Source organism: Pseudokineococcus sp. 5B2Z-1, from assembly GCF_037482305.1.
In the GTDB taxonomy this organism is placed as follows: domain Bacteria; phylum Actinomycetota; class Actinomycetes; order Actinomycetales; family Quadrisphaeraceae; genus Pseudokineococcus.
Map to the genome: position 1 here is coordinate 55,217 of NZ_JBBHZG010000003.1, position 23,524 is coordinate 78,740.

At 77.1% G+C, this 23,524-nt stretch carries 22 protein-coding genes; 14 read left to right on the forward strand and 8 right to left on the reverse strand.

What is annotated here, in order from left to right; genetic code table 11:
- A partial coding sequence (gene tkt, locus WDV85_RS08740; protein ID WP_339570237.1) for a transketolase occupies nucleotides 1-2,147 on the reverse strand: 2,147 nt, incomplete at its 3' end.
- Nucleotides 2,148-2,818: 671 nt separating this feature from the next.
- Here tkt and WDV85_RS08745 point away from each other — a divergent pair.
- Complete coding sequence (locus WDV85_RS08745) at nucleotides 2,819-3,739, forward strand: heme o synthase (RefSeq protein WP_445263275.1); 921 nt, start codon at nucleotides 2,819-2,821, stop codon at nucleotides 3,737-3,739.
- Between the two features lie 69 nt (nucleotides 3,740-3,808).
- Here WDV85_RS08745 and WDV85_RS08750 read toward each other — a convergent pair whose 3' ends face one another.
- The 4 genes from WDV85_RS08750 to WDV85_RS08765 form a co-directional block, all read right to left on the reverse strand.
- Entirely contained in the window at nucleotides 3,809-4,618 is an 810-nt protein-coding gene (locus tag WDV85_RS08750; protein WP_339570239.1) for an AMIN-like domain-containing (lipo)protein, read from the reverse strand.
- A 94-nt stretch (nucleotides 4,619-4,712) separates the two neighbouring features.
- Complete coding sequence (locus WDV85_RS08755; protein WP_445263276.1) at nucleotides 4,713-5,585, reverse strand: COX15/CtaA family protein; 873 nt, start codon at nucleotides 5,583-5,585, stop codon at nucleotides 4,713-4,715.
- Nucleotides 5,586-5,731: 146 nt separating this feature from the next.
- On the reverse strand, nucleotides 5,732-6,550 hold the full coding sequence (locus tag WDV85_RS08760; protein ID WP_339570241.1) for an ABC transporter permease: 819 nt from the start codon (nucleotides 6,548-6,550) through the stop codon (nucleotides 5,732-5,734).
- The gene (locus WDV85_RS08765; RefSeq protein ID WP_339570242.1) at nucleotides 6,547-7,494 is read right to left on the reverse strand and encodes an ABC transporter ATP-binding protein; all 948 of its coding nucleotides are present in this window, start codon (nucleotides 7,492-7,494) and stop codon (nucleotides 6,547-6,549) included. Before WDV85_RS08765 ends, WDV85_RS08760 begins: the two co-directional genes overlap by 4 nt.
- A gap of 154 nt (nucleotides 7,495-7,648) precedes the next feature.
- Between WDV85_RS08765 and WDV85_RS08770 the strand changes: the two genes are divergently transcribed.
- The 10 genes from WDV85_RS08770 (at nucleotide 7,649) to WDV85_RS08815 (ending at nucleotide 18,067) form a co-directional block, all read left to right on the forward strand.
- On the forward strand, nucleotides 7,649-8,506 hold the full coding sequence (locus WDV85_RS08770) for a helix-turn-helix transcriptional regulator (protein ID WP_339570243.1): 858 nt from the start codon (nucleotides 7,649-7,651) through the stop codon (nucleotides 8,504-8,506).
- Nucleotides 8,503-9,924 (forward strand): Fe-S cluster assembly protein SufB, encoded by a 1,422-nt coding sequence (gene sufB, locus WDV85_RS08775; protein WP_339570244.1) that lies wholly within the window; start codon nucleotides 8,503-8,505, stop codon nucleotides 9,922-9,924. The genes WDV85_RS08770 and sufB overlap by 4 nt, the downstream gene beginning before the upstream one ends.
- 213 nt (nucleotides 9,925-10,137) lie before the next feature.
- Nucleotides 10,138-11,493, forward strand: coding sequence for a Fe-S cluster assembly protein SufD (sufD, locus tag WDV85_RS08780; protein WP_339570245.1), 1,356 nt, complete (start codon nucleotides 10,138-10,140; stop codon nucleotides 11,491-11,493).
- Entirely contained in the window at nucleotides 11,490-11,915 is a 426-nt protein-coding gene (locus WDV85_RS08785) for a non-heme iron oxygenase ferredoxin subunit (RefSeq protein ID WP_339570246.1), read from the forward strand. The genes sufD and WDV85_RS08785 overlap by 4 nt, the downstream gene beginning before the upstream one ends.
- A gap of 1 nt (nucleotide 11,916) precedes the next feature.
- Nucleotides 11,917-12,681 carry a Fe-S cluster assembly ATPase SufC gene (gene sufC, locus WDV85_RS08790; protein WP_339570247.1) on the forward strand — a complete coding sequence of 255 codons (765 nt, stop codon included), beginning with the start codon at nucleotides 11,917-11,919 and terminating at the stop codon, nucleotides 12,679-12,681.
- A 49-nt stretch (nucleotides 12,682-12,730) separates the two neighbouring features.
- Entirely contained in the window at nucleotides 12,731-13,105 is a 375-nt protein-coding gene (locus tag WDV85_RS08795; RefSeq protein WP_298802811.1) for a metal-sulfur cluster assembly factor, read from the forward strand.
- Nucleotides 13,106-13,185: 80 nt separating this feature from the next.
- Nucleotides 13,186-13,863, forward strand: coding sequence for an acVLRF1 family peptidyl-tRNA hydrolase (locus WDV85_RS08800; RefSeq protein ID WP_339570248.1), 678 nt, complete (start codon nucleotides 13,186-13,188; stop codon nucleotides 13,861-13,863).
- A gap of 81 nt (nucleotides 13,864-13,944) precedes the next feature.
- Nucleotides 13,945-15,546 (forward strand): ribosomal protection-like ABC-F family protein, encoded by a 1,602-nt coding sequence (gene abc-f / locus WDV85_RS08805; RefSeq protein WP_339570249.1) that lies wholly within the window; start codon nucleotides 13,945-13,947, stop codon nucleotides 15,544-15,546.
- A gap of 156 nt (nucleotides 15,547-15,702) precedes the next feature.
- Nucleotides 15,703-15,963, forward strand: coding sequence for a helix-turn-helix domain-containing protein (locus WDV85_RS08810; protein WP_339570250.1), 261 nt, complete (start codon nucleotides 15,703-15,705; stop codon nucleotides 15,961-15,963).
- A gap of 67 nt (nucleotides 15,964-16,030) precedes the next feature.
- Nucleotides 16,031-18,067 (forward strand): ABC transporter ATP-binding protein, encoded by a 2,037-nt coding sequence (locus WDV85_RS08815; protein WP_339570251.1) that lies wholly within the window; start codon nucleotides 16,031-16,033, stop codon nucleotides 18,065-18,067.
- Here WDV85_RS08815 and WDV85_RS08820 read toward each other — a convergent pair.
- The 3 genes from WDV85_RS08820 to WDV85_RS08830 form a co-directional block, all read right to left on the reverse strand.
- On the reverse strand, nucleotides 18,064-19,071 hold the full coding sequence (locus tag WDV85_RS08820) for an SURF1 family cytochrome oxidase biogenesis protein (RefSeq protein ID WP_339570252.1): 1,008 nt from the start codon (nucleotides 19,069-19,071) through the stop codon (nucleotides 18,064-18,066). The two genes, WDV85_RS08815 and WDV85_RS08820, sit on opposite strands and share 4 nt — an antisense overlap.
- A 3-nt stretch (nucleotides 19,072-19,074) precedes the next feature.
- On the reverse strand, nucleotides 19,075-19,344 hold the full coding sequence (locus WDV85_RS08825; protein ID WP_339570253.1) for a hypothetical protein: 270 nt from the start codon (nucleotides 19,342-19,344) through the stop codon (nucleotides 19,075-19,077).
- Nucleotides 19,345-19,703: 359 nt separating this feature from the next.
- Nucleotides 19,704-20,321: a DUF3099 domain-containing protein gene (locus WDV85_RS08830; RefSeq protein ID WP_339570254.1), complete on the reverse strand. Its 618-nt coding sequence runs from the start codon at nucleotides 20,319-20,321 to the stop codon at nucleotides 19,704-19,706.
- Between the two features lie 201 nt (nucleotides 20,322-20,522).
- Between WDV85_RS08830 and fabG the strand changes: the two genes are divergently transcribed.
- The 3 genes from fabG to WDV85_RS08845 all read left to right on the forward strand — a co-directional run bounded on the left by fabG (nucleotide 20,523) and on the right by WDV85_RS08845 (nucleotide 22,592).
- Nucleotides 20,523-21,233, forward strand: a complete 711-nt coding sequence (gene fabG / locus WDV85_RS08835; protein WP_339570255.1) for a 3-oxoacyl-ACP reductase FabG — start codon at nucleotides 20,523-20,525, stop codon at nucleotides 21,231-21,233.
- A gap of 92 nt (nucleotides 21,234-21,325) precedes the next feature.
- Entirely contained in the window at nucleotides 21,326-22,087 is a 762-nt protein-coding gene (gene fabI / locus WDV85_RS08840) for an enoyl-ACP reductase FabI (protein WP_339570256.1), read from the forward strand.
- A gap of 1 nt (nucleotide 22,088) precedes the next feature.
- Nucleotides 22,089-22,592, forward strand: coding sequence for a SixA phosphatase family protein (locus WDV85_RS08845; RefSeq protein WP_339570616.1), 504 nt, complete (start codon nucleotides 22,089-22,091; stop codon nucleotides 22,590-22,592).
- Nucleotides 22,593-23,524: the final 932 nt, after the last annotated feature.

Genomic DNA, 23,524 nt, shown 5'->3' on the forward strand with positions numbered 1-23,524 from the left:
GGGGTCGTGCCGGCGCCGCCGGGGGAGTCGCCCCCGCGGGCGGCGCGCAGGGAGTCGCGGGCGGCCTCGGCGACGGCCTCGCCGGTCAGCCCGAACTCGCGGTACAGCGTCTCGTAGTCGGCCGAGGCGCCGAAGTGCTCGATGGAGACGGTGCGGCCGGCGTCGCCGACGACGTCGCGCCAGCCCTGGGCCACGGCCGCCTCGACGGACACGCGGGCGCGCACGCCCGCCGGCAGCACGGACTCGCGGTAGGCGTCGTCCTGCTCGTCGAACCACTCGCGGCACGGCATCGAGACGACGCGGGCGCGCACGCCCTCGGCGGCCAGCTGCTCGCGCGCCGCCATCGCGATCTGCACCTCGGAGCCCGTCCCCACGAGGACGACGTCGGGCTCGCCGCCGTCGGCCTCGGCGAGGACGTAGGCCCCGCGCAGGACGCCCTCCGCCGACGCGAGCGTCGAGCCGGACGCCGCGCCGTCGCCGCGCTCGAAGGTCGGGACCTTCTGGCGGGTGAGGGCGAGGCCGGCCGGGCGGTCGGTGCGCTCGAGGACGCCGCGCCAGGCCCACGCCGTCTCGTTCGCGTCCGCGGGGCGGACGACGTCGAGGCCGGGGATGGCGCGCAGCGCGGCGAGGTGCTCGATCGGCTGGTGGGTCGGGCCGTCCTCGCCCAGGCCGATGGAGTCGTGCGTCCAGACGTAGATCGTCGGGACCGCCATGAGCGCCGCCAGGCGCACGGCGGGGCGCATGTAGTCGCTGAAGACGAGGAAGGTGCCGCCGTAGGCGCGGGTGCCGCCGTGCAGGGTGATCCCGTTGAGGATCGAGCCCATGGCGTGCTCGCGGATGCCGAAGTGCAGCGTGCGGCCGCCCTCGTCGCCCGGGAACTTCTTCGTGGCCTTGCCGGCCGGGACGAAGGAGCTGACGCCCTCCATCGTCGTGTTGTTGGACCCGGCGAGGTCGGCCGAGCCGCCCCACAGCTCGGGCAGCACGGGCGCGAGGGCGGAGAGGACGTCGCCGGACGCCGAGCGCGTCGCCACGTCCTTCCCGGCCGGGAAGACGGGCAGCGCGTCGGTCCAGCCCTCGGGCAGGCGGCGCTCCGACATGCGGTCGAGGAGCTCGGCCCGCTCGGGGTTGGCCGAGCGCCACTGCTGGTAGCGCTCCTCCCACGCGGCGCGGACGCCCTTCGCGCGCTCGGTGCTCGAGCGGGTGACCTCGAGGACCTCGTCGTCGACCTGGAAGGTGCGGTCGGGGTCGAAGCCCAGGACCTCCTTCGTGGCGCGGACCTCGTCGTCGCCGAGCGCGGCGCCGTGCGAGGCGCCCGTGCCCTGCATGGTCGGCGCGGGCCACGCGATGACCGTGCTCAGCTTGATGATCGAGGGGCGGCTCGTCTCCTCGCGCGCCTTCGTGATGGCGGCGTGCAGCTCGGCCGGGTCCTCCGCGTAGCCGCCGCCCTTCGTGAAGTCGACGTGCTGGGTGTGCCAGCCGTAGGCGGCGTACCGGGCGAGGACGTCCTCGCTGAAGGCGATGTCGGTGTCGTCCTCGATGGAGATGCGGTTGTCGTCGTAGATGACGACGAGGTTGCCGAGCTCCTGGTGGCCCGCGAGGGAGCCCGCCTCGGAGGTGACGCCCTCCTGGAGGTCGCCGTCCGAGGCGATGACGTAGATCGTGTGGTCGAACGGGCTCTCGCCGGGCGCGGCGTCCGGGTCGAGCAGGTGGCGCTCGCGGCGGGCGGCCATCGCCATGCCGACCGAGCTCGCCAGCCCCTGGCCCAGCGGGCCGGTCGTGATCTCGACGCCGTCGGTGTGGCGGAACTCCGGGTGGCCCGGCGTCTTCGAGCCCCAGGTCCGCAGCTGCTGGAGGTCCTCGAGGGAGACGTCGTAGCCGGCCAGGTACAGCTGGATGTAGAGGGTGAGGCTCGAGTGCCCGGCGGAGAGCACGAACCGGTCGCGCCCGTGCCAGTGGGAGTCCGCCGGGTCGTGGCGCATCACCTTCTGGAAGAGCAGGTAGGCCGCGGGGGCCAGGCTCATCGCCGTGCCGGGGTGGCCGTTGCCGACCTTCTGCACGGCGTCGGCCGCCAGCACGCGGACGGTGTCCACGGCGCGCTGGTCGGCGTCGCTCCAGGTGAAGGAGCCGGCCGTCGTCTCGGTGTCCATGGGCGTCCTCTCGCGGCCGCCCCGGCGGTGGTGCCGGGCGCCGGCCTCGTCTCGCGGTGCTCAGCCCGTGCCGCGCACGAGCTCGGTCAGTGGCCCGTCGGCCCGGGCCCCGGCGGGTCCCGCCCGGCGCTCGGGCCGCCGCCCCCGGTGCAGCGCACGGGGGGCCGCGGGGCTTCCCGCCCGCCCCGAGCGAGGGACCGGGTGCGGACGTCCCCCGGGGCCCTCTCGCGAGGGCCGTGCCCGGGGCCGCCCGGGACCCGCAGCGACCCTAGTGGCGCGGCCCTCGCGGCGCCCGCGCGCGCCCACCCCTCGGGCGACGCCGGCCGTCGCCCCCGCGCGTCGTCCGGCGGGCGGGTCCGGCTGCCGTCCGGCGGGCGGGTCCGCCCGGGCGCCCGGGGACGGGCGCGTACGATCGGCACCGGAGCAGGCGCACCGGCGGGACCGGTGCGCGGGCGGGCGCGGCGGCGCAGGCTCCCGCTCGTACGCCCAGCCCGCACGCCCAGCCCGGGTGCCGCCCCGGACGCCACGACGTGCGCCCCACCCCCGACCGATCGGACGAGGCCCCTGTGAGAGCGACCGACCCGCTGCGCGCCGAGACCGCCGCGGGCCCCGCCGCCGCGCCCCGGGGCGCCGGCCGGCCGGGCTCGGCGGGGGGCGCCGCGAGCGGGCCCCTGCACCCCTCGGGCCGGCCCGGGCGCTCGCGGGCCGCCGCCTTCCTGGCGCTGACCAAGCCGCGCATCATCGAGCTCCTGCTCATCACCACCGTGCCCACGATGCTGCTCGCCGCCGGGGGCCTGCCGCCCGTCGGGCTCGTGCTCGCCACCCTCGTGGGAGGCGCCCTCGCGGCCGGGAGCGCCAACACGCTCAACTGCTACGTGGACCGCGACATCGACGCGCGCATGGACCGGACGCGGGAGCGCCCGCTCGTCACCGGCGAGGTGACCCCCCGGGAGGCGCTCGTCTTCGGCGTCGGGCTCGGCGTGCTCTCGACGGCGTGGCTGGCCCTGCTCGTCAACCCGCTGTCCGCCGCCCTCGCGGTGGCCGCGATCGCCTTCTACCTCTTCGTGTACACGCTCGGCCTCAAGCGGCGCACCTCCCAGAACATCGTCTGGGGCGGCGCCGCGGGCTGCATGCCCGTGCTCATCGGCTGGTCGGCGGTCACGGGCGGGCTCGACTGGCCCGCCGTCGTCCTCTTCGGCGTCATCTTCCTCTGGACGCCGCCGCACTACTGGCCGCTGTCGATGCGCTACGCCCGCGACTACAGCAGCGTCGACGTGCCCATGCTCGGCGCCGTCGAGCGCCCGACCCTCGTCGCCCGCCGGATCCTCGCCTACTCCTGGGCGATGGTCGCGTGCTCGCTGCTGCTCGTGCCCGTCGCCGGGACGGGCCCGGTCTACACGCTCGGCGCCGTGGTCCTGGGCGCCTGGTTCCTCCTGGAGGCCCACGCGCTGCGCCGCCGCGCCCGCCTGGCCGACTCCTCGACGGAGCCGGTCGCCACGGCCGGCGCCATGCGGGTCTTCCACGTGTCGATCTCGTACCTCAGCCTGCTCTTCCTCGCCGTCGGCGCGGACCCCTTCGTCCCCTGGTGGTGACGGCTCCCCGGCGGTGAGGACCGCCGGGAGGGCGTGCGCCCTCCCGGCGGTCAGCTCCCCTCGACCGGCTCAACCCAGCACGTCGACGACGACGCGGGCCGGGTCGGACAGGCGGGTGACGCGGTACGGCGCGTCGGCGGCGGCGTCCAGGCCCACGAGGACCTGGGCCTGCCCCTCGAAGACCGCGCCCACCGCGACCTCGCGGACGAGGGCGGTGCCCTGCCCCTCGACCGACCCGACGAGCTCGTCCTGCCCGGTGTCGAAGGGGTACCCGAGGCCGCGCACGACGACCTCGAGGAAGCGCTCGCCCTCGACGGCCACGGGGTCGCCGGAGCCCTGCTGGGAGGGCTCGTCGACGTAGTGCGCGAACCAGCCGGGCAGGCCGGCGGGGTCGCCCGCCAGCTCGACGACCACGCGGTCGAAGCCCTCGTGGCGCCCCGTGCGCACGTCCACGACGGAGAGGCCGGCGCCCGTGGCCGCCTCCTCCGAGGGCGCCGTGCCGACGTCCGCCGGGGCCTCGCCCGCCGCGTCGCCCCCGTCCTCGGACGCCGGCGCGGACGACGCGGGCGCGTCGGTCGCGGGCCCGTCGGTCGTCATGGGGTCCGTGGTGCCCGGGTCCGTGGTGCCCGGGTCCGTGGTGCCCGGCTCCGTCGTGGGCGCGCCCGTCGCGGCGGCGGCGTCGGAGACCGGCGAGGAGGCCGCCACGGGGGAGGAGGACGCGGGGCCGGCGGTCACGTCGTCGCCGCAGCCCGCGGCGAGGAGGGCCAGCGCGGCGGCCGCAGCCGCCGCCCGGGCGGCCCGGGTGCGTCGCACGGGCCCGGGCACGGCGGGGCGGGAGCTCGTCAGAGGCCGGGAACGGTCCTGGTGTCGTCGGTCCATGCCCCGATCATCGGCGGCGCGGTGCGGGTGCGAGAGACCGATCCGGTCACGATCTGCTCACACGTGCTGCGCTGCGTGACAGCGCCGTCGGGCGTCAGGCGGGGGCGGAGGGTCGCCGCTCGCGCAGGGAGAGCAGGAGGGCCGTGGTGGCGACGACGCCGAGCGCGGCGCCGAGCATGTGCCCCGCGACGAGGACCTCCGGGAGGCCCGTGGCGTACTGGACCCAGCCGAGCGCCCCCTGCGCGAGGAGGACGACGAGCAGCGCCGCGGTGCGCCGTCGCGGACGCCGCGGCGCGCCCGCCCGCCGCAGCAGCACGGCGAGCACCACGACGAGCGCCAGGAGGAGGACGACGGCGTCGGCGTGGAGGCGGGAGACGACCTCGGTGTCGAAGCCGAGCCGGACGGGGTGCTCGGCGTCCCCCGAGTGCGGGCCGGAGCCGGTGACCACGGTGCCCAGCACGAGCACGGCCCCCAGCACCACGCCGGCGCTGCGCGCGACGACCCGGGGCGCGCGCGGCACCAGGGGGAGCGGCGGGCCGTCGGCGCCCTCGCGCACGCGCAGGAGCAGGACGGTGGAGGCCGCCACGAGCGCCATGGAGACGAGGAAGTGGGTGGCGACGGTGGCCGGGTGCAGCCGGGTGAGGACGGTGATCCCGCCGATGAGCGCCTGCAGCACCACCCCGACCAGCGGCGCCGCGGCGAGGGGCAGCAGCCCGGCCGGCCGACGGCCGGTGAGGACGAGCCGGCTCACGGCGGCGAGGGCGGCCAGCGCCGTGAGGGTGACGACGCCGGTGAGCAGGCGGTTGCCGAACTCGATGGCCGCGTGGACGCCCATCTCCGGCGTGTAGACCGGCGTGTAGGAGCCCACGCTGCACTCGGGCCAGGTGGGGCAGCCGAGCCCCGAGGCCGTGAGGCGCACCGCCCCGCCGGTGACGACGATGCCGACCTGCGCCACGAGGTTGGCCACGAGGACGGCGACGACCCAGCGCGGCGGACGGCCGCCGACGGCCGGGGCCGTGGAGCGCGCGGGGCGCGCGGCGACCGGAGAGGAGCTCACCGCCCCAGGGTAGGTGAGGGGCCGGCGCCGCCCGACGCCGCTGCCGGCGGGCGCGCTCAGTCCCAGCGGAACCAGCGGCGCGCGGCGAGCGCGGCGACGACGGCCCAGGCGAGGAGGACGAGCAGGGCCGTCACGTCGAGGCCGCCGTCGGCCGAGGCGCGCCGCAGGCCCTCGCCGAGGGCGCCGGAGGGGAGGGCGTGCACGAGCGCTGCCCACGGGCCCGGCAGCGCCGCGGCCGGGACGACGAGGCCGCCGCCGACGAGGAGCGCGGCCCAGACGAGGTTGGCGACGGCGAGGACCGCCTCCGCGCGCAGGACGCCCGCGAGCAGGAGCGCCAGCGCCGTCAGCGCCGCGGTGGCCACGAGGACGAGCAGCGCGCCGGGCAGCAGGCCCAGCGGGTCGGGGCGCCAGCCGACGGCGACGGCCACCGCGCCGAGCAGGACGACCTGGACCACCTCGACGGCGAGGACGCCGAGGACCCGCCCGGCGAGCAGCCCGCCGCGGCCCAGCGGCGTCGTGGCGAGCAGGCGCAGGACCCCGCTGCGGCGGTCGAAGCCGGTGGCGATGGCCTGGCCCGTGAAGGCCGTGGAGAGCACGGCGAGGGCGAGGACGCCCGGCGCGACGACGTCGACGGGGCGCTCGCCCGCGGCGAGGCCCAGGTCGACGACCTCGGTGCGGGCGAGACCGACGAGGACGAGCGCCGGCAGCACGAGCGTGAGCAGCACCTGCTCGCCGTTGCGCAGCATGGTCCCCGCCTCCCAGCGGGCCTGGGCCGCGACGCGGGCGAGCAGCGGGGCGGCCGCCGGGCCGCCCCCGGCCGTCCCGGTCGCGCCAGGGCCCCGGCTGGAGCTCGGCCCCGGGCCGGGGCGGCTCACCGCAGGCTCCGTCCGGTGAGGTCGAGGAAGACCTCCTCCAGGCTCGGGCGGCCGACCGAGAGGGCGTCCGGCATGACGCCGCGCTGGGCGCACCAGGACGTCACGCCGGCGACCACCTGCGGGTCGACGTCGCCGGAGACGACGTAGGACCCGGGCGCGGCCTCGCTGACGACGACGTCCTCGGGCAGGGCCTGGCGCAGCGGCCCGAGGTCGAGACCGGGGCCGGCGGTGAAGCGCAGCGACGCCGTGGACCGGGCGGTGAGGACGCCGGGCGCCCCGGTGGCGAGGGCGCGGCCGCCGTCGACGATGACGACGTGCTGGGCGAGGCGCTCGGCCTCGTCGAGGTCGTGCGTCGTCAGCAGCACGCCGGCCCCCTCGGCGACGGCCTCGCGGACGAGGTCCCACACGACGAGGCGGGCGGCCGGGTCGAGCCCCGCCGTCGGCTCGTCGAGGAAGAGCAGCCGCGGGCGGCCCACGAGGGCGGCCGCGAGGGCGAGCCGCTGGCGCTGCCCGCCGGAGAGCCGGCGGACGGACGTGCGCGCGAAGGCCGGCAGGCCGAGCCGCTCGGCGAGGGCGTCGACGTCGCGGGGGCGCGCGTGCAGGCGGGCGAGGTGGCGCAGGAGGCGCATCGGGCGCGCGGAGGTCGGCAGGCCGCCGTCCTGCAGCATGGCCCCCACGGCGGCCCGGTGGTGGGGGTCGGAGGCGGCGCGCAGCACGTCGGCGCCGAGCACCTCGACGCTCCCGCCGTCCGGCCGGCGCAGCCCGAGGCAGCACTCGACGGTGGACGTCTTGCCCGCGCCGTTGGGCCCGAGCAGGGCGGTGACGGAGCCGGCGGCGACGTCCAGGTCGAGGCCGTCGACCGCGGTGCGCGCGCCGTAGCGCTTGACGAGGCCGCGCACGCGCAGCGCGGCCCCGGACGGGGAGCCGTCCGGAGGACCACCCACGGCGGGCGAGTCTAGGTCGGCGCCCCGGCCCCGCCCGTCCCCGCCTCGTCCGAGCCACCCGTCCGAGGGGGAGGGGCGAGCGACGGGCGAGGGGGGCGACGGGTGAGGGCAGCCTCACTGGACGCCCCCCGCGGGGTTTCGTCACACTGGCGTCGTGAAAACGGACGGCGCCTCCCGCTCCGCGGGCGGGACCTCGGGCGAGGTGACCACGCGCGAGCGCGTGCTCGCCGTCGTCGTCGAGCACGGGCCCGTCACCTCGGGGGGCGTGGCGCGCGTCCTCGGGCTCACGGCCGCGGCCGTGCGCCGCCACCTGGACGCCATGGCGGCCGAGGGCCTCGTCACCGGCCGGGACGCCCGTCCCGGCCCGGGGCCCCGCGGACCCGGGCGCCCGCCCAAGGAGTTCGTGGCCACGCGCCGCGCCTCCGCGCCGGCGGGGGAGCGGGACGGGCACGCCGACCTGGCCGTCGACCTCCTGCACCACCTGGCGGCCACGACCGGCCGGGCGGGGGTGCGGGCCTACGCCGAGCACCGCGCCCACGAGCTGCGGGACCGGTACGCGGCGGAGGTGCGGGCGGCCGGCCCGGAGGTCACGGACCGCGCCCGCGCCCTCGCGGGGGCCCTGGGGCGCGACGGCTTCGCGGCCAGCGCCCGGCCCGTCGACACGGGAACAGGCGTCGCCGCGGTCCAGTTGTGCCAGGGGAGGTGCCCGGTGCAGCACGCCGCGGCCGCCTTCCCCGAGCTCTGCGAGGCGGAGACGCAGGCCTTCTCCGAGCTCCTCGGGGTCGGCACCCGCCGGCTCGCGACCCTGGGCGCCGGCGGGCGCGTGTGCACCACGCACGTCCCGACCGCCCCGCCCGAGCACGACCGGCCGGACGAGCACCACCCGGCCCAGCAGCGATCGACCCAGCAGCGATCGGCCCAGCACGGCACCACCACGAGCGGCGCACCACGCCGGGCCCTCGGCCCGGCGGTCCGCCGCACCCCGAGCAGTCCGGAGGGACCCCGCGGATGAGCACCGACGTCGAAGCACTGAACCCCGAGCTCGAGGGCATCGGCACCTACACCTACGGCTGGGCCGACTCCGACCTCGCCGGCACGAACGCCCGCCGCGGCGTGGACGAGGACGTCGTCGCGGACATCTCGGCCCGCAAGGGCGAGCCCGACTGGATGCTGCGCACCCGGCAGAAGGCGCTGCGGATGTTCGGGCGCAAGCCGATGCCGAGCTGGGGCAGCGACCTCGACGGCATCGACTTCGACAACATCAAGTACTTCGTGAAGTCCACGGAGAAGCAGGCCACCTCCTGGGACGACCTGCCCGAGGACATCAAGAACACCTACGACCGCCTCGGCATCCCGGAGGCGGAGAAGCAGCGCCTCGTCGCGGGCGTGGCGGCGCAGTACGAGTCGGAGGTCGTCTACCACCAGATCCGCGAGGACCTGGAGGAGAAGGGCGTCATCTTCGTCGACACGGACACGGGCCTGCGCGAGCACGAGGAGCTGTTCAAGGAGTACTTCGGCTCCGTCATCCCGCCCGGCGACAACAAGTTCGCCGCGCTCAACACGGCGGTCTGGTCCGGCGGCTCCTTCATCTACGTGCCCCCGGGCGTCCACGTCGACATCCCGCTGCAGGCCTACTTCCGGATCAACACCGAGAACATGGGCCAGTTCGAGCGCACCCTGATCATCGCCGACGAGGGCTCGTACGTGCACTACGTCGAGGGCTGCACGGCGCCGATCTACAAGAGCGACTCGCTGCACTCGGCCGTCGTCGAGATCGTCGTGAAGAAGGACGCCCGCGTCCGCTACACGACCATCCAGAACTGGTCGAACAACGTCTACAACCTCGTCACCAAGCGGGCCACCGCCGCCGAGGGCGCCACCATGGAGTGGATCGACGGCAACATCGGCTCCAAGGTGACGATGAAGTACCCGGCCGTCTTCCTCATGGGGGAGGGCGCCAAGGGCGAGACCCTGTCCATCGCCTTCGCGGGCGAGGGCCAGCACCAGGACGCCGGCGCCAAGATGGTCCACGCGGCGCCGCGCACGTCGTCCTCCATCGTCAGCAAGTCGGTGGCGCGCGGGGGCGGGCGCACGTCCTACCGGGGGCTCGTCCAGGTCCTCGAGGGAGCCCATCACTCGGCGTCGACCGTCCGCTGCGACGCGCTCCTCGTCGACCAGATCAGCCGGTCGGACACCTACCCCTACGTCGACGTCCGCGAGGACGACGTCGCGATGGGCCACGAGGCGACCGTCTCGAAGGTGAGCGAGGACCAGCTCTTCTACCTCATGTCCCGCGGCATGACGGAGGACGAGGCCATGGCGATGATCGTGCGCGGGTTCGTCGAGCCCATCGCGCGCGAGCTGCCCATGGAGTACGCGCTCGAGCTCAACCGCCTCATCGAGCTGCAGATGGAGGGCGCGGTGGGCTGACGACCGAGCCCATGCCGCCGCCGGCCGCCCCTCCCGGGCGACCGGCGGCGGTGGTGCGAGGGCGACGGGACGCCCGCCGCCCCCGCACCTCCCGAGCGCCCCCCTGCGCGCCCTCACCGGGCGCCGCTGCACGAGCACCCCGCCCCACGAGCACGGAGGTCCGTCATCAGCACCCCCGACACGCGCCAGGCCGACCACGAGGCGGCGGCCCAGGTGGCCGACGCCGTGGACGCCCGCCAGGAGCACGCCGTCGACCACGCCGCCGAGGCGCCCGCCGCCGTGACGCTCGACTCGTCGCGCAGCCCGGGCCCCGGCTACGACACGGCGGCCGCCCGCGTGGCCGAGGCCGGTGAGGCCGTGCTCGAGGCCTCGCGCGGCGAGCGCCCGCGGTCCTTCGACCCGGCCGACTTCCCCGTGCCGACGGGCCGCGAGGAGGTCTGGCGCTTCACCCCGCTGGACCGCCTCGGCGGTCTGCTCGAGGACGCCCCCGCCGACGAGGACGCGCGCGACGTCAGCGTCCAGGCGCCGGACGGCGTGCACGTCGGCGAGCTCGGGCGCGGCGAGGGCGTGCGGGGGAGCGCCCTCGTACCGGAGGACCGGGCTGCGGCCCTGGCCGACGCGGCGTCGCCGACGGCGACGCACGTGCGCGTCCCGCGCGAGGTCGAGCTCGACGAGCCGGTGCACGTCTCGGTCGTCGGCCGCGCCGGCCGCCGCGGCGCGGGCCACCTCGTCGTCGAGGCCGAGCGCCACTCGCGGGCCGTCGTCGTCGTCGAGCACACGGGCGGGGGCGCGCACGCGGACGCCCTCGAGGTCGTCGTCGGCGACGGCGCCGAGCTCACGGTCGTCAGCCTGCAGCTGTGGGACGACGACGCGGTCCACGTCTCGCAGCAGGAGGCGCGCGTGGGCCGCGACGCGCGGTACCGGCACATCGCCGTGACCCTGGGCGGCTCCGTCGTGCGGCTGTCCTCGACGGCCCGCTACGCCGGCCCGGGCGGTGACGCCGAGATGCTCGGGGTCTACTTCGCCGACTCCGGCCAGCACCTCGAGCACCGCTCCTTCGCCGACCACGCCGAGCCCCGCTGCCGCAGCGACGTCCGCTACAAGGGCGCCCTGCAGGGCGAGACGGCCCGCACCGTGTGGATCGGCGACGTCCTCATCCGCGCGGCGGCGCAGGGCACCGAGACCTACGAGCTCAACCGCAACCTCGTCCTCACCGACGGGGCCCGCGCCGACTCCGTGCCGAACCTCGAGATCGAGACGGGCGACATCGAGGGCGCCGGCCACGCCAGCGCCACCGGTCGCTTCGACGACGAGCAGCTGTTCTACCTGCGCTCGCGCGGCATCCCCGAGGAGGTCGCCCGGCGCCTCGTCGTGCGCGGCTTCTTCGCGGACGTCGTCCAGCGGATCGGCGTGCCCGCAGTCACCGAGCGGGTCATGACGGCCATCGAGGCCGAGCTCGACCTGGCGGTCGGCCCCGTGGCCGGCGTCGCCGCCCCCGCGGACGCCGCGGCGGAGCCGGCGCTGGCCGCCGCGCCGTCCTCCGCGGGCGCCCCGGCGGGTGGCGCATGAGCCTCGTCCGGGTGCTCGCCGCCGGCGACCTCCAGCCGGGGTCGCTGCGCGCCGTCGACGTCCCCGACGCGGCCGGCACGCTGCTGCCGGTCGTCGTCGTGCGCGACGAGGACGGCGGCTACCACGCGCTCGGCGACGAGTGCTCCCACCAGGCCGTGCTGCTCTCGGACGGCGAGGACGACGCCGTCGAGGGCTGCGCCCTCGAGTGCTGGCTGCACGGCTCCCGCTTCGACCTGCGCACGGGGCGGCCCTCGGGGCTGCCCGCCACGCGCCCGGTGCCCGTCTACCGCGTGGCCGTCGACGGCGAGGACGTCCTCGTGGACGTCGAGGCCGGCCCGGACGGCGCGAGCACGGACGACGAGAGCACCACCCCGACCCCCACGACCACCGGCGCGCCCGGCGCGCCCGCGAAGGAGAGCTGACATGGCCACCCTCGAGATCCGCGACCTGCACGTGAGCGTCGAGACCGACGGCGAGCCGACGGAGATCCTCCGCGGCGTCGACCTCACCATCGAGTCGGGGCAGACCCACGCGATCATGGGCCCCAACGGCTCCGGCAAGTCCACGCTCGCCTACTCCATCGCGGGCCACCCGAAGTACACGATCACCGGCGGCACCGTGACGCTCGACGGCGAGGACGTGCTCGCGATGAGCGTCGACGAGCGCGCCCGCGCGGGCCTCTTCCTCGCCATGCAGTACCCGGTCGAGGTGCCGGGCGTCACCGTCTCGAACTTCCTGCGGACGGCGAAGACGGCGCTGGACGGCGAGGCGCCCGCGCTGCGCCACTGGGTCAAGGACGTCCGCACGGCGATGGGCGACCTGAAGATGGACCCGGCCTTCGCCGAGCGCAACGTCAACGAGGGCTTCTCCGGCGGCGAGAAGAAGCGCCACGAGATCCTCCAGATGGAGCTGCTCAAGCCGAGGTTCGCGGTCCTCGACGAGACCGACTCGGGCCTCGACGTCGACGCGCTGAAGATCGTCTCGGACGGCGTGAACCGCGTCCGCGCCGGCGGCGACGTCGGCGTGCTCCTCATCACGCACTACACCCGGATCCTGCGGTACGTGCGCCCCGACGTCGTCCACGTCTTCGTCGCCGGCCGCGTCGCCGAGACCGGTGGCCCCGAGCTGGCCGACGAGCTCGAGGAGAACGGCTACGACCGCTTCGTCCAGGCGGTCGCGGCGTCCTGAGCGCCCGCACCACCGCGACCACCGCACCGCCCGTCCCTGGGAGGACCGCATGAGCGAGACCACCGCACCCACCGAGACCGCGACCGCCCCCTCGGGGGCGGCGACCGGCCCGACCCCGGCCGAGGTCGCCGACGTCGAGGAGGCGCTGCGCGACGTCATGGACCCCGAGCTCGGCGTCAACATCGTCGACCTCGGGCTCCTGTACGGCCTCACCGTCGACGAGTCCAACCACGCGGTGCTCGACCTCACGCTGACGTCGGCGGCCTGCCCGCTCACCGACGTCATCGAGGACCAGACGGCCGCGGCGCTGGCCGACGTCGTCGCCGGGCACAGCATCAACTGGGTCTGGATGCCGCCGTGGGGCCCGGAGAAGATCACCGACGACGGGCGCGAGCAGCTGCGCGCGCTCGGCTTCAACATCTGAGCGCTCCCGCGGCGGGGCCCGCGGGCGGCACGGGGCCCGGGCCCTCGGCCGGCGGCCGGGCGCCCGGCCGGACCGCGCTGGTGCCGCTCGCCCGCTTCGAGGGGTGGCTCGAGCGCTTCGCCGCCTCCCACGGCGGCCCGGGCCGCCTCGTCGCCGGCGGCGGGGGGAGCGCGCTGCTCCGCGCCCCGGACGGGGCCGGGGCGCGCCTGTCCTGCCCGGGTGCCGACCTCGACGGCGGACGCCCGGCGGGAGAGGCGCTGGCGGCCGAGGAGGTCGTTGCCCGCGCGGTCGTCCCGCGCGCGGCAGCGGTCCTGCTGCTGCGCCGCGGGGGCGCGGTGGTGGCGCTCGTGCGGACGGGAGCCGCCGGGCCCGAGGTGCTCTCCTCCCGGGTGCGCACCGCGCGCGTCCAGTCCCGCACGGCGGCCGGCGGGTGGTCGCAGCAGCGCTTCGCCCGGCGGCGAGCGGGCCAGGCCGAGGGCCTCGTCCGGGACGCCGTCGCCGCGGCCAGCCGGGTCTGGGCGCCGGCGGGCGGTGCCGGGCGCCCCGACCTGCTCGCCGTGGGGGGCGACCGCCCGCTCGTCGAGCGGGCGCTCGAGCTCCTGCCGGCCGCGCTGGCCCACGTCGCGGCCCTGCCGCGGCAGGACCTGGACGTCCGGGCCGACCCCCGCCGGCGCGTCCTCGACGCGCTGGCCCCCGACGTCGGCGCCGTCCGCGCCGAGGTCCGGGACGCCTGGGGCGTCCCGCCGTCGTCGCCCTGAGCAGGGCGGCGGCGTCCGTACCATCGAGACCGCACCACGCCGCGCCCCGCGAGCGCCGGCGCACCGCCCCGGAGGGCCCACGTGATCACTGCACAGGACGTCGAGCTGCGCGCCGGAGCGCGCCTGCTGCTCGGCGGCGCCACCTTCCGCGTCGGCCCGGGCGACCGGGTCGGGCTCGTCGGCCGCAACGGGGCGGGCAAGACGACGCTGACCCGCACGCTGGCGGGGGAGACGCAGCCCGCGGGCGGCACCATCACGCGCAGCGGGCCCGTCGGGTACCTGCCGCAGGACCCGCGCGCCGGCGACCCCGAGGTCCTGGCGCGCGACCGGATCCTCGCCGTGCGGGGCCTCGACCGGATCGTCGCGGGCCTGCGGACCGCCGAGGTGGGGATGGCGAGCGACGACGAGGCGGTCCGGGAGAAGGCGATGGCGCGGTGGGCGCGCCTGGACGCCGACTTCACGACGCAGGGCGGCTACACGGCCGAGAGCGAGGCCGCGGCCATCGCGGCCAACCTGGCGCTGCCCCCGCGCGTGCTCGACCAGCCGCTGAAGACCCTCTCCGGGGGCCAGCGCCGCCGCGTCGAGCTCGCCCGCGTCCTCTTCTCCGGCGCCGAGACGCTGCTGCTCGACGAGCCGACGAACCACCTCGACGCCGACTCCATCTCCTGGCTGCGCGAGCACCTGGCCCGCCACAACGGGGGCCTCGTGGTCATCAGCCACGACGTCGAGCTGCTCGAGGCCGTCGTCACCAAGGTCATGCACCTGGACGCCAACCGGTCGGTGGTCGACGTCTACAACGTCGGGTGGAAGGCGTACCTCGCGGCGCGGGCCACGGACGAGAAGCGCCGGCAGCGCGAGCGCGCCAACGCCGAGAAGAAGGCGTCGACGCTCATGGCGCAGGCCGACAAGATGCGGGCGAAGGCCACCAAGGCCGTCGCCGCGCAGAACATGGCCAAGCGCGCCGAGAAGCTCGTCAGCGGGCTCGAGGACGTGCGCCAGCAGGACCGCGTGGCCAAGCTGCGCTTCCCGCAGCCGGCGCCCTGCGGGCGCACCCCGGTCACCGCGGTGGACCTCAGCAAGACCTACGGCTCGCTCGAGGTCTTCACGGGCGTCGACCTCGCGATCGACAAGGGCAGCCGCGTCGTCGTGCTCGGCCTCAACGGCGCGGGGAAGACGACGCTGCTGCGCATGCTCGCCGGCGTCGAGCGGAGCGACGGCGAGGGCCGGGTCGTCCCCGGCCACGGGCTGCGCCTCGGCTACTACGCGCAGGAGCACGAGACCCTCGACCCGGACCGGTCGGTGCTCGAGAACATGCGGACGGCGGCGCCGGACCTCGGGGACACCGAGGTCCGCAGCGTCCTCGGCTCCTTCCTCTTCACCGGTGACGACTCCGACAAGCCGGTGTCGGTGCTCTCCGGCGGCGAGAAGACCCGCCTCGCGCTGGCGACGCTCGTCGTCTCGGCCGCCAACGTCCTCCTGCTGGACGAGCCGACGAACAACCTCGACCCGGCGTCGCGCGCCGAGGTGCTCGGCGCCCTGCAGCGGTACGAGGGCGCGGTCGTCCTCGTCACGCACGACGAGGGCGCCGTCGAGGCGCTCGAGCCCGAGCGCGTCGTCGTGCTGCCCGACGGCACGGAGGACCTGTGGAACCCCTCGTACGCCGAGCTCGTCCAGCTGGCCTGAGGGCGGGACGGGGCGACGCCGGCGCGGCGGGCGCCCGGGTGGCCGTCGTCGGTGCGCGGGGTGATGATCCCGTGAGCGCCCGGCGGGGCCGTGGGGCGGCCGCCGGGGGAGGCGGCCGCCGGGGCCGCTCGGAGCGGTGGGTCGAGGAGGTCGGTCGTGGCAGCGACGCCGGACGGGTCGGAGCGGGGCGAGGACGCTCGCGCGGCGGGCACGGCGGCGAGCCGTCGCCGGATGAGCGCCGACGAGCGCTCGGCGCTGCAGCAGCGCCTGGGCGCCCGGTACGGCGAGGGCTCGAGCATCCGCCAGCTCGCCGGCGAGGAGGGCCTGTCGTACGGGTTCGTCCACCGGCTGCTCAGCGAGGGCGGCACCGCGCTGCGCGGGCGGGGCGGCAGCACCCGGCGCCGCGCGTCCTCCTGAGCCCCGCGCGCACGGCGCGGGCTGCCGGGGCGCCGCCGGCCCCGGCTGCGCCGCGTGAGGGCGCCGCGTGAGCCACGGCGCGTCGTGGACGACGCTGCGGAGCTTCACCCGGGACCCGTCGCTGCGCAGCGGCGGCGTCAGCCGTGAGACGTGGCGGCGCATCGGCGACCTCGCCCGGCCCTACCGCCGCCAGCTCGCGGTGTTCCTCGTCCTCGTCGTCCTCAGCTCGGCGGCCGCCGTCGCGACGCCCCTGCTGCTGGCCGTGCTCATCAACCGCGGCGTCGTCGCGGGCGACCGCGGGGTGGTCCTGGGCGTCGCCGGCGTCGTGGCCGCGCTCGCCCTCGTGGAGGGCGGCATCACCCTCGCCCAGCGCTGGTACTCCTCCCGCATCGGGGAGGGCCTCATCTACGACCTGCGCACGTCCGTCTTCGCGCACGTGCAGCGCCAGCCCGTCTCGTTCTTCACCCGCGCGCAGACCGGCGCCCTCGTGACCCGGCTCAACACCGACGTCAGCGGCGCCCAGCAGGCCTTCACGACGACGCTGCAGTCCGTCGTCTCCAACGTCGTCCTCCTGGTGCTCGCGGGCGGCGTCGTCCTCAGCCAGGCGCCGGTCCTCCTGCTCGCCGTGCTGCTCCTCCTCCCGCTGTTCTGGGTGCCGGCCCGCCGCGTGGGTCGGCGCCTGTCGGGCCTGACCCGGCGGTCCATGGAGCTCAACGCCGACCTCGGCACGCGCATGACCGAGCGCTTCAACGTGGCCGGAGCCCTGCTCGTCACCCTCTACGGGCGGCCCGACGAGGAGGACGAGCAGTTCCGCGAACGGGCCGACCGGGTGCGCCGCATCGGCACGTCCATCGCCATGTCGAACCGCGTCTTCTTCACCGCCCTGACGACCGTCACGGCGCTGGCGACGGCGCTCGTCTACGGCGTCGGCGGCCTCCTGGCGATCGGCGGTCGCTTCGAGGTCGGCACCGTCGTGGCGCTGGCGGCGCTCATGGGGCGCCTGTACGGGCCGATCACCTCGCTCGCCAACGTGCGCGTCGACGTCATGAGCGCGCTCGTCAGCTTCGAGCGCGTCTTCGAGGTGCTCGACCTGCCCTCGCCGCTCGTCGAGGTCGAGGGCGCGGTCGACCTGCCCGAGGGGCCCCTCGACGTCCGGCTCGAGGGCGTCGGCTTCTCCTACCCGCGCGCGGGGGAGGGCGGGCTCCGCTCGCTCGAGGGCGTGACGGCGGACGACGCGCCGCCGGCGGACGACGACGCGGCCGGGGAGGCGCGTGCGGGGGCCGCGACGCACGGCGGTCCCGAGGGCGGCCCCGCCCTCGCGGACGTCGACCTCCACGTGCCCGCCGGGCAGGTGCTCGCCCTGGTGGGCCGCAGCGGGGCCGGCAAGACCACCGCCACGGCCCTCGTGGCGCGCCTGTACGACCCGACCGAGGGGCGCGTCCTCGTGGGCGGCGTGGACCTGCGCGAGGCCCGCCTGGCGTCGGTGCACGACCGCATCGGCGTCGTCACCCAGGACGCCCACCTCTTCCACGACACGGTGCGGGCCAACCTCCTCTACGCGCGCCCGGGGGCGAGCGAGGCGGAGCTGCTCGCGGCGCTCGAGGCGGCGCAGGTCCTCGACGTCGTCCGCGACCTGCCGGAGGGCCTCGACACGGTCGTCGGCGACCGCGGCCACCGGCTCTCGGGCGGCGAGAAGCAGCGCGTCGCCCTCGCGCGCCTGCTCCTCAAGGCGCCGGACGTCGTCGTCCTCGACGAGGCGACGGCGCACCTCGACTCCCGCTCCGAGGCGGCCGTGCAGCGGGCCCTCGAGCGGGCTCTCGAGGGGCGCACGAGCATCGTCATCGCCCACCGCCTCTCGACCGTTCGCAGCGCCGACCTCATCGCCGTGGTCGACGCCGGCCGCGTCGTCCAGACCGGGACGCACGAGGAGCTGCTGGCGCAGGGGGGCCCGTACGCGGTGCTGCACCGCACCCAGCTGGTCGGGGCCGGCGGGCCCCCGGGGGACGCGGCGGACGACGCCGAGGGGGTCGACCTCGACCGCGGCGACGGGGCCGCAGGGCCGGCGGGCGGGCGGCGTCCCCCCGCTCCTCGCCCGGCTCCCTAGCGGCGCCCCGCCGCGCCGTCCTCGAGCGCCGACCGCTCGCCCGCACCTCGGACCAGCCCGTCGCGCTCGGCGGCGTCCACGAGGGCGTCCTCCTCCTCCTCGGCGCTCGGCCGCCGGGGCGCCCGGCGCCGGCGCGCTGGCTCGGCGCCGTCGCGGCGCTCCGGCCGCTCGTCCGGGTCCGGCCCGTCGCCCGTGCCCGTCCCCGGGCCCGCGGCCTCGGCGCGCAGGTCGGCGGCGTGGCGGCGCGCGACGACGCCGTACCCGACGAAGCCGCCGGCGGCGAACACCCACCACTGGAAGGCGTAGGACAGGTGCGGCCCCTCGTCGACGGGCGGGGCGGGGAGGAGCTGCGGCGCCGGGGACGCCGCGGGCACCTCCTCGGCGAGCACGCCGTACGCACCGCCGACGAGCTGCGCCCCGACGGCGTCGAGCGCCCCGCTCGTGGGGGCCCGCCCGGCCAGCCCCGCCGGGTCGATCGTGCGCGTCTGCCCGGCCGGTGCCTGCCCGTAGGGCTCCTCGGCGGGGCGCAGGTGCACGACGGTCGTCACCTCTCCGGCCGGGGGCGGGGGCACGTCGACGGCCCCGGCGTCGTCGCCGGAGGGCAGGAAGCCCCGGTCGACGAGCAGGGCACGCCTCAACCCGTCGCCGGTCGTCCCCTCACTCGTCGTCGTGCTCTCGTCGAGGAGCAGCGGGACGAGCACGTGGAAGCCGTTGGTGCCGTCGAGGGGCCGCTGGCGCAGGAGGACGGTGCCCTCGGGCAGGTAGCGGCCGGTGGCCTCCACCGGGCGCCACTCGTCCGCCGTGGGCAGGAGCCCACCGCTGGGGGGCAGCAGGGACGCGGGGTCGACCGCCGGCTGCCCGTAGTTCTCGGTGATGAGCATGTTGGCCGCGTGCCGCGCCGTGCGGCGGTCCCACTGCCAGAGGCCGAGGGAGACGCACACGAGCGCGAAGGCGACCGCCAGGGCGAGGCCGGCGAGCCAGCGGGGCGTCAGCAGGAAGCGCACGGGCTACTCCCGACCGCCCGGCAGCTCGTCCACGGCGACGACCTCGCGCAGGAAGGACCGCTCGGCGAGGTGGGTGGACAGGTGCTCCCGGTGGTCGGAGCAGGCGAGCCACGTCTTGCGCCGCTCCGGCGCGTGCAGCCGGGGGTTGTTCCAGCGCAGGCCCCACGCGGCGGGGGCGCGGCAGCCGCGGGCGCTGCACACGAGCGGGCCTGCGGGGCCGCGGCCGGGGGCCGCCGGCGGTGGCGGGGTCGGGCTGCCGGGGGAGTCGGGCACGGGCCCAGTGTCCTCCCACCGCTCCGTCGCCCTCGACGGGCCCGGTGCCCAGCCGTCGAGACGGCACAGCGCCGGAGAGCGCACGACGCCGGGTCTCACACAGGGCCGCGAACGAGGACGACGCCGGGCGGCGACGGGGGAGACGCCGCCCGGCGTCGTCGACGCGCGCCCGACGGGGGGGACGGGCGGCGCCGAGGTCGAGTATGGCACGGGACACCTGGCGACCGCGGGCTCTCGCGGCCCCGGAGCGGCGGCGTCGCCCGTCCGGGGGCACGACCACCCCACCGGGGGGCCCGCCGTCGGTGACCCGGCCGGAGCGGGCGCACCACCACGGGGGCGGGTGCGCGCGCGGCGAGCCGTCAGGCGGCGCTGCGGCGGTCGCCGCCGTCGGCCGGCGGACGGAGCCGCTCCGCCTCCCAGGTCCTCGGTCCCGCGCCGGTGCTGCCGGTGCCGGTGCCCGCGCGGCCGGCGCCGGAGGCGGTGGGCTCGTCGGCGTCGACCACGTCGCCCTCGACCACCGGGCCCTGGAAGACCTCGCCGACGAGCGGCGGCTCGGGCTGCGGCCGTGGCGGCGCGGCGGTGAGCGAGGGTCGCGCGGGTGGCGTCACCTGGGTCGTCGTGGGCCCGACGGTCTCGCGCCCGGCGTTCGCCACGAGCACGGCGATGTAGGGGAGGACCACGGCGAGGGCGACGAAGAGCCACATGAGCGCCATGTACCCCGCCTGGGCGAGGACGATGGCGACGACGAAGCACGCCGTGCGCACGCCCATGGACCACAGGTAGCGGCCGATCTGCTGGTGCTGGTGCTGGCGCTGCCCCACGGGGGCGGTGGTGATGCGCTGCACCGGGGCGTCGTCGCGGTGCGGGCGGCGCGCCCTCGCCGAGCGGTCGGCGGAGGGCGGGAGGGACGGCGTGGGACCGCGCCCGCGCGAGCCGGGTGCGGTCCGCTGAGCGCCCGAGGCGCTGGTGGAGACCACGCCCACTACGGTAATCCGCGCCCGCGCGCGGGCGCGCGGGGGGTGCCACCGGCGGGGATGCGGCCGGGCGACGTCCTCCGGCGGGAGCCCGCCGGCGGGCCGTGGCGGGGGCGCCACCGGCGGTCCCCCTCGGGTAGCGTCCGCGACCGCACCAGCGCTCCGGCCGTCCGGCCGGCGCCGCCCCCGACGGAAGGTCCCCGCGTGCCCGAGCCCCGCAGCGTCCTCGTCACCGGCGGCAACCGGGGCATCGGGCGGGCCATCGCCGAGGCGTTCGTGGCGGCCGGCGACCGCGTCGCCGTCACCACGCGCACGGGCGAGGCGCCCGACGGCGTCCTCGGCGTCGCCTGCGACGTCCGCGACGGCGCCTCCGTCGACGAGGCGTTCACGAAGGTCGAGGCCGAGCACGGGCCGGTGGAGGTGCTCGTCGCCAACGCCGGCGTGACGAAGGACCAGCTCCTCCTGCGCATGAGCGAGGACGACTTCACCGACGTCGTCGACACCAACCTCACGGGCGCCTTCCGCTGCGTGCGGCGCGCCACCAAGGGCATGGTGCGGCTGCGCCGCGGGCGCGTGCTGCTCGTGTCGAGCGTCGTCGGCCTCTACGGGTCGCCGGGCCAGGTCAACTACGCGGCCAGCAAGGCGGGCCTCGTCGGCGTCGCGCGCTCGGTGACGCGCGAGCTGGGCGGGCGCGGCATCACGGCCAACGTCGTCGCGCCCGGCTTCGTCGAGACCGACATGACCGCCGCCCTGCCGGAGGCGACGCGGGACGGCTACCTGGCCGCCATCCCCGCCGGCCGCCTCGCGAAGCCCGAGGAGGTGGCGGGCGTCTGCGTCTTCCTCGCCTCGGAGGCGGCCGCCTACATCAGCGGCGCCGTCGTCCCCGTGGACGGCGGCCTCGGCATGGGGCACTGACCCACCGCCACCCCGAGCCCCGGCCCGTCGCCGGGGCGCCCAGCAGCACGAGACACCACGAGCACCGCGACATCGAGAGGGACGGCACGCGCATGGGGATCCTGGACGGCAAGCGACTGCTCATCACGGGGGTCCTGACCGACGCGTCGATCGCCTTCCGCGTCGCGCAGGTGGCGCAGCAGGAGGGCGCGACGGTCGTGCTCACCTCCTTCGGCCGCCAGATGCGCATCACGCAGGCGATCGCCCGGCGCCTGCCGCAGCCGGCGCCGGTCGTGCAGCTCGACGTCTCCGACCAGGAGGACCTCGACGCCCTCGCCGATCGCGTGCGCGAGCACGTCGACGGCCTCGACGGCGTCCTGCACTCCATCGGCTTCGCCCCGCAGGGCGCCTTCGACTTCATGGCGGCGAGCTGGGAGGACGTCTCGGCGGCCCTGCAGATCTCCGCCTACAGCCTCAAGTCCCTGGCGGTGGCCGCGCGCCCGCTCATGGCGGAGCGCGCCAGCGTCGTCGGCCTGACCTTCGACGCCAGCTTCGCGTGGCCGGTCTACGACTGGATGGGCGTCGCCAAGGCCGCCTTCGAGTCGGTGGCGCGCTACCTGGCGCGCGACCTCGGGCCGGAGGGCACGCGGGTCAACCTCGTGTCGGCGGGCCCGCTGCGCACGATGGCCGCCAAGTCGATCCCGGGCTTCGAGGCCTTCGAGAACAGCTGGCCCGAGCGGGCCCCCCTCGGCTGGGACCTCGCGGACACCGAGCCCGCGGCCCGCGCGTGCGTCGCGCTGCTGTCGGACTGGTTCCCCGCGACGACCGGCGAGATCGTGCACGTCGACGGCGGCGTCCACGCGATGGGGAGCTGAGCTGGCGCTCCTCGTCGTCCTCCGCCACGCCCAGGCCGTGCCGGCCGGCGCGGGCCCCGACCACGCCCGCCCGCTGACGGCGCGCGGCGAGGACGAAGCCCGCGCCGTCGGGCGGGCGCTGCGCGAGCGCGGCATCGCGCCGGACGTCGTCGTCTGCTCCGACGCGGCGCGCGCGCGACGCACCGCCGAGCTCGTCGTCGCGGACGCCCCCTGGCCCCTCGTGGAGGACCCGGACGTCTACGAGGCGAGCCCCGCGCGCCTGGGCGCCGTGCTCGAGCAGCGCGCCGCCGACGCGACGACGACGGTGCTCGTGTGCCACGAGCCGGGCGCCTCGGGCCTGTCGGTCGCGCTGGCCGGGCCGTCGTCCGCGCCCGGTGCGGCCGACCGCCGCGCGCAGGTCCTCGGCGGCCTCGGCACGGCCTGCGCCGCCGTGCTCCGCTGGGACGACGAGCACGCCCAGCTGCTGCCCGCCAGCGCCGACCTGGTCGACGTCCTCGGCCCCTGACCCCTCCGCTGGAGTTCCTGTCCCGGGAGGGTCGGCAGCGCCTCGCCCGCGGACCTCGAGGGACGACGCGCCGCGCGGCCGCCGCGGGTGCGGACTTCGGGGGACGACACGCCGAGCGGCTGCCGCGGGCGCGGACTCCGCGGGACGACACGCCGAGCGGCTGCCGCGGGCGCGGACTTCGGGGGACGACGCGCCGAGCGACTCCCGCGGGCGCGGACTTCGCGGGACGACACGCCGAACGGCCGTCGCGGGCGCGGACTTCGCGGGACGACACGCCGAACGGCCGTCGCGGGCGCGGACTTCGCGGGACGACACGCCGAACGGCCGTCGCGGGCGCGGACTTCGCGGGACGACACGCCGAACGGCCGTCGCGGGCGCGGACTTCGCGGGACGACACGCCGAACGGCCGTCGCGGGCGCGGACTTCGCGGGACGACACGCCGAACGGCCGTCGCGGGCGCGGACTTCGAGGGACGACACGCCGCCCGACGCCCCTCGAAGTCCGCGCCCACGCTGACGCCGCGGCGTGCCGACCCGCGAAGTCCGCTCTCGTGCTCGGTGGTGCACCTCGTGGGCCAGCGCGCATCGGTGGTGGATCCCGTGGGCTGGCCCGCGTCGGTGGTGGACCCCGTGGGCTGGCCCGCGTCGGTGGTGGATCCCGTGGGCTGGCCCGCGTCGGTGGTGGACCCCGTGGGCTGGCCCGCGTCGGTGGTGGACCCCGTGGGCTGGCCCGCGTCGGTGGGGGACCCCGTGGGCTGGCCCGCGTCGGTGGGGGACCCCGTGGGCTGGCCCGCGTCGGTGGGGGACCCCGTGGGCTGGCCCGCGTCGGTGGGGGACCCCGTGGGCTGGCCCGCGTCGGTGGTGGACCCCGTGGGCTGGCCCGCGTCGGTGGTGGACCCCGTGGGCTGGCCCGCGTCGGTGGTGGAGCGCGTA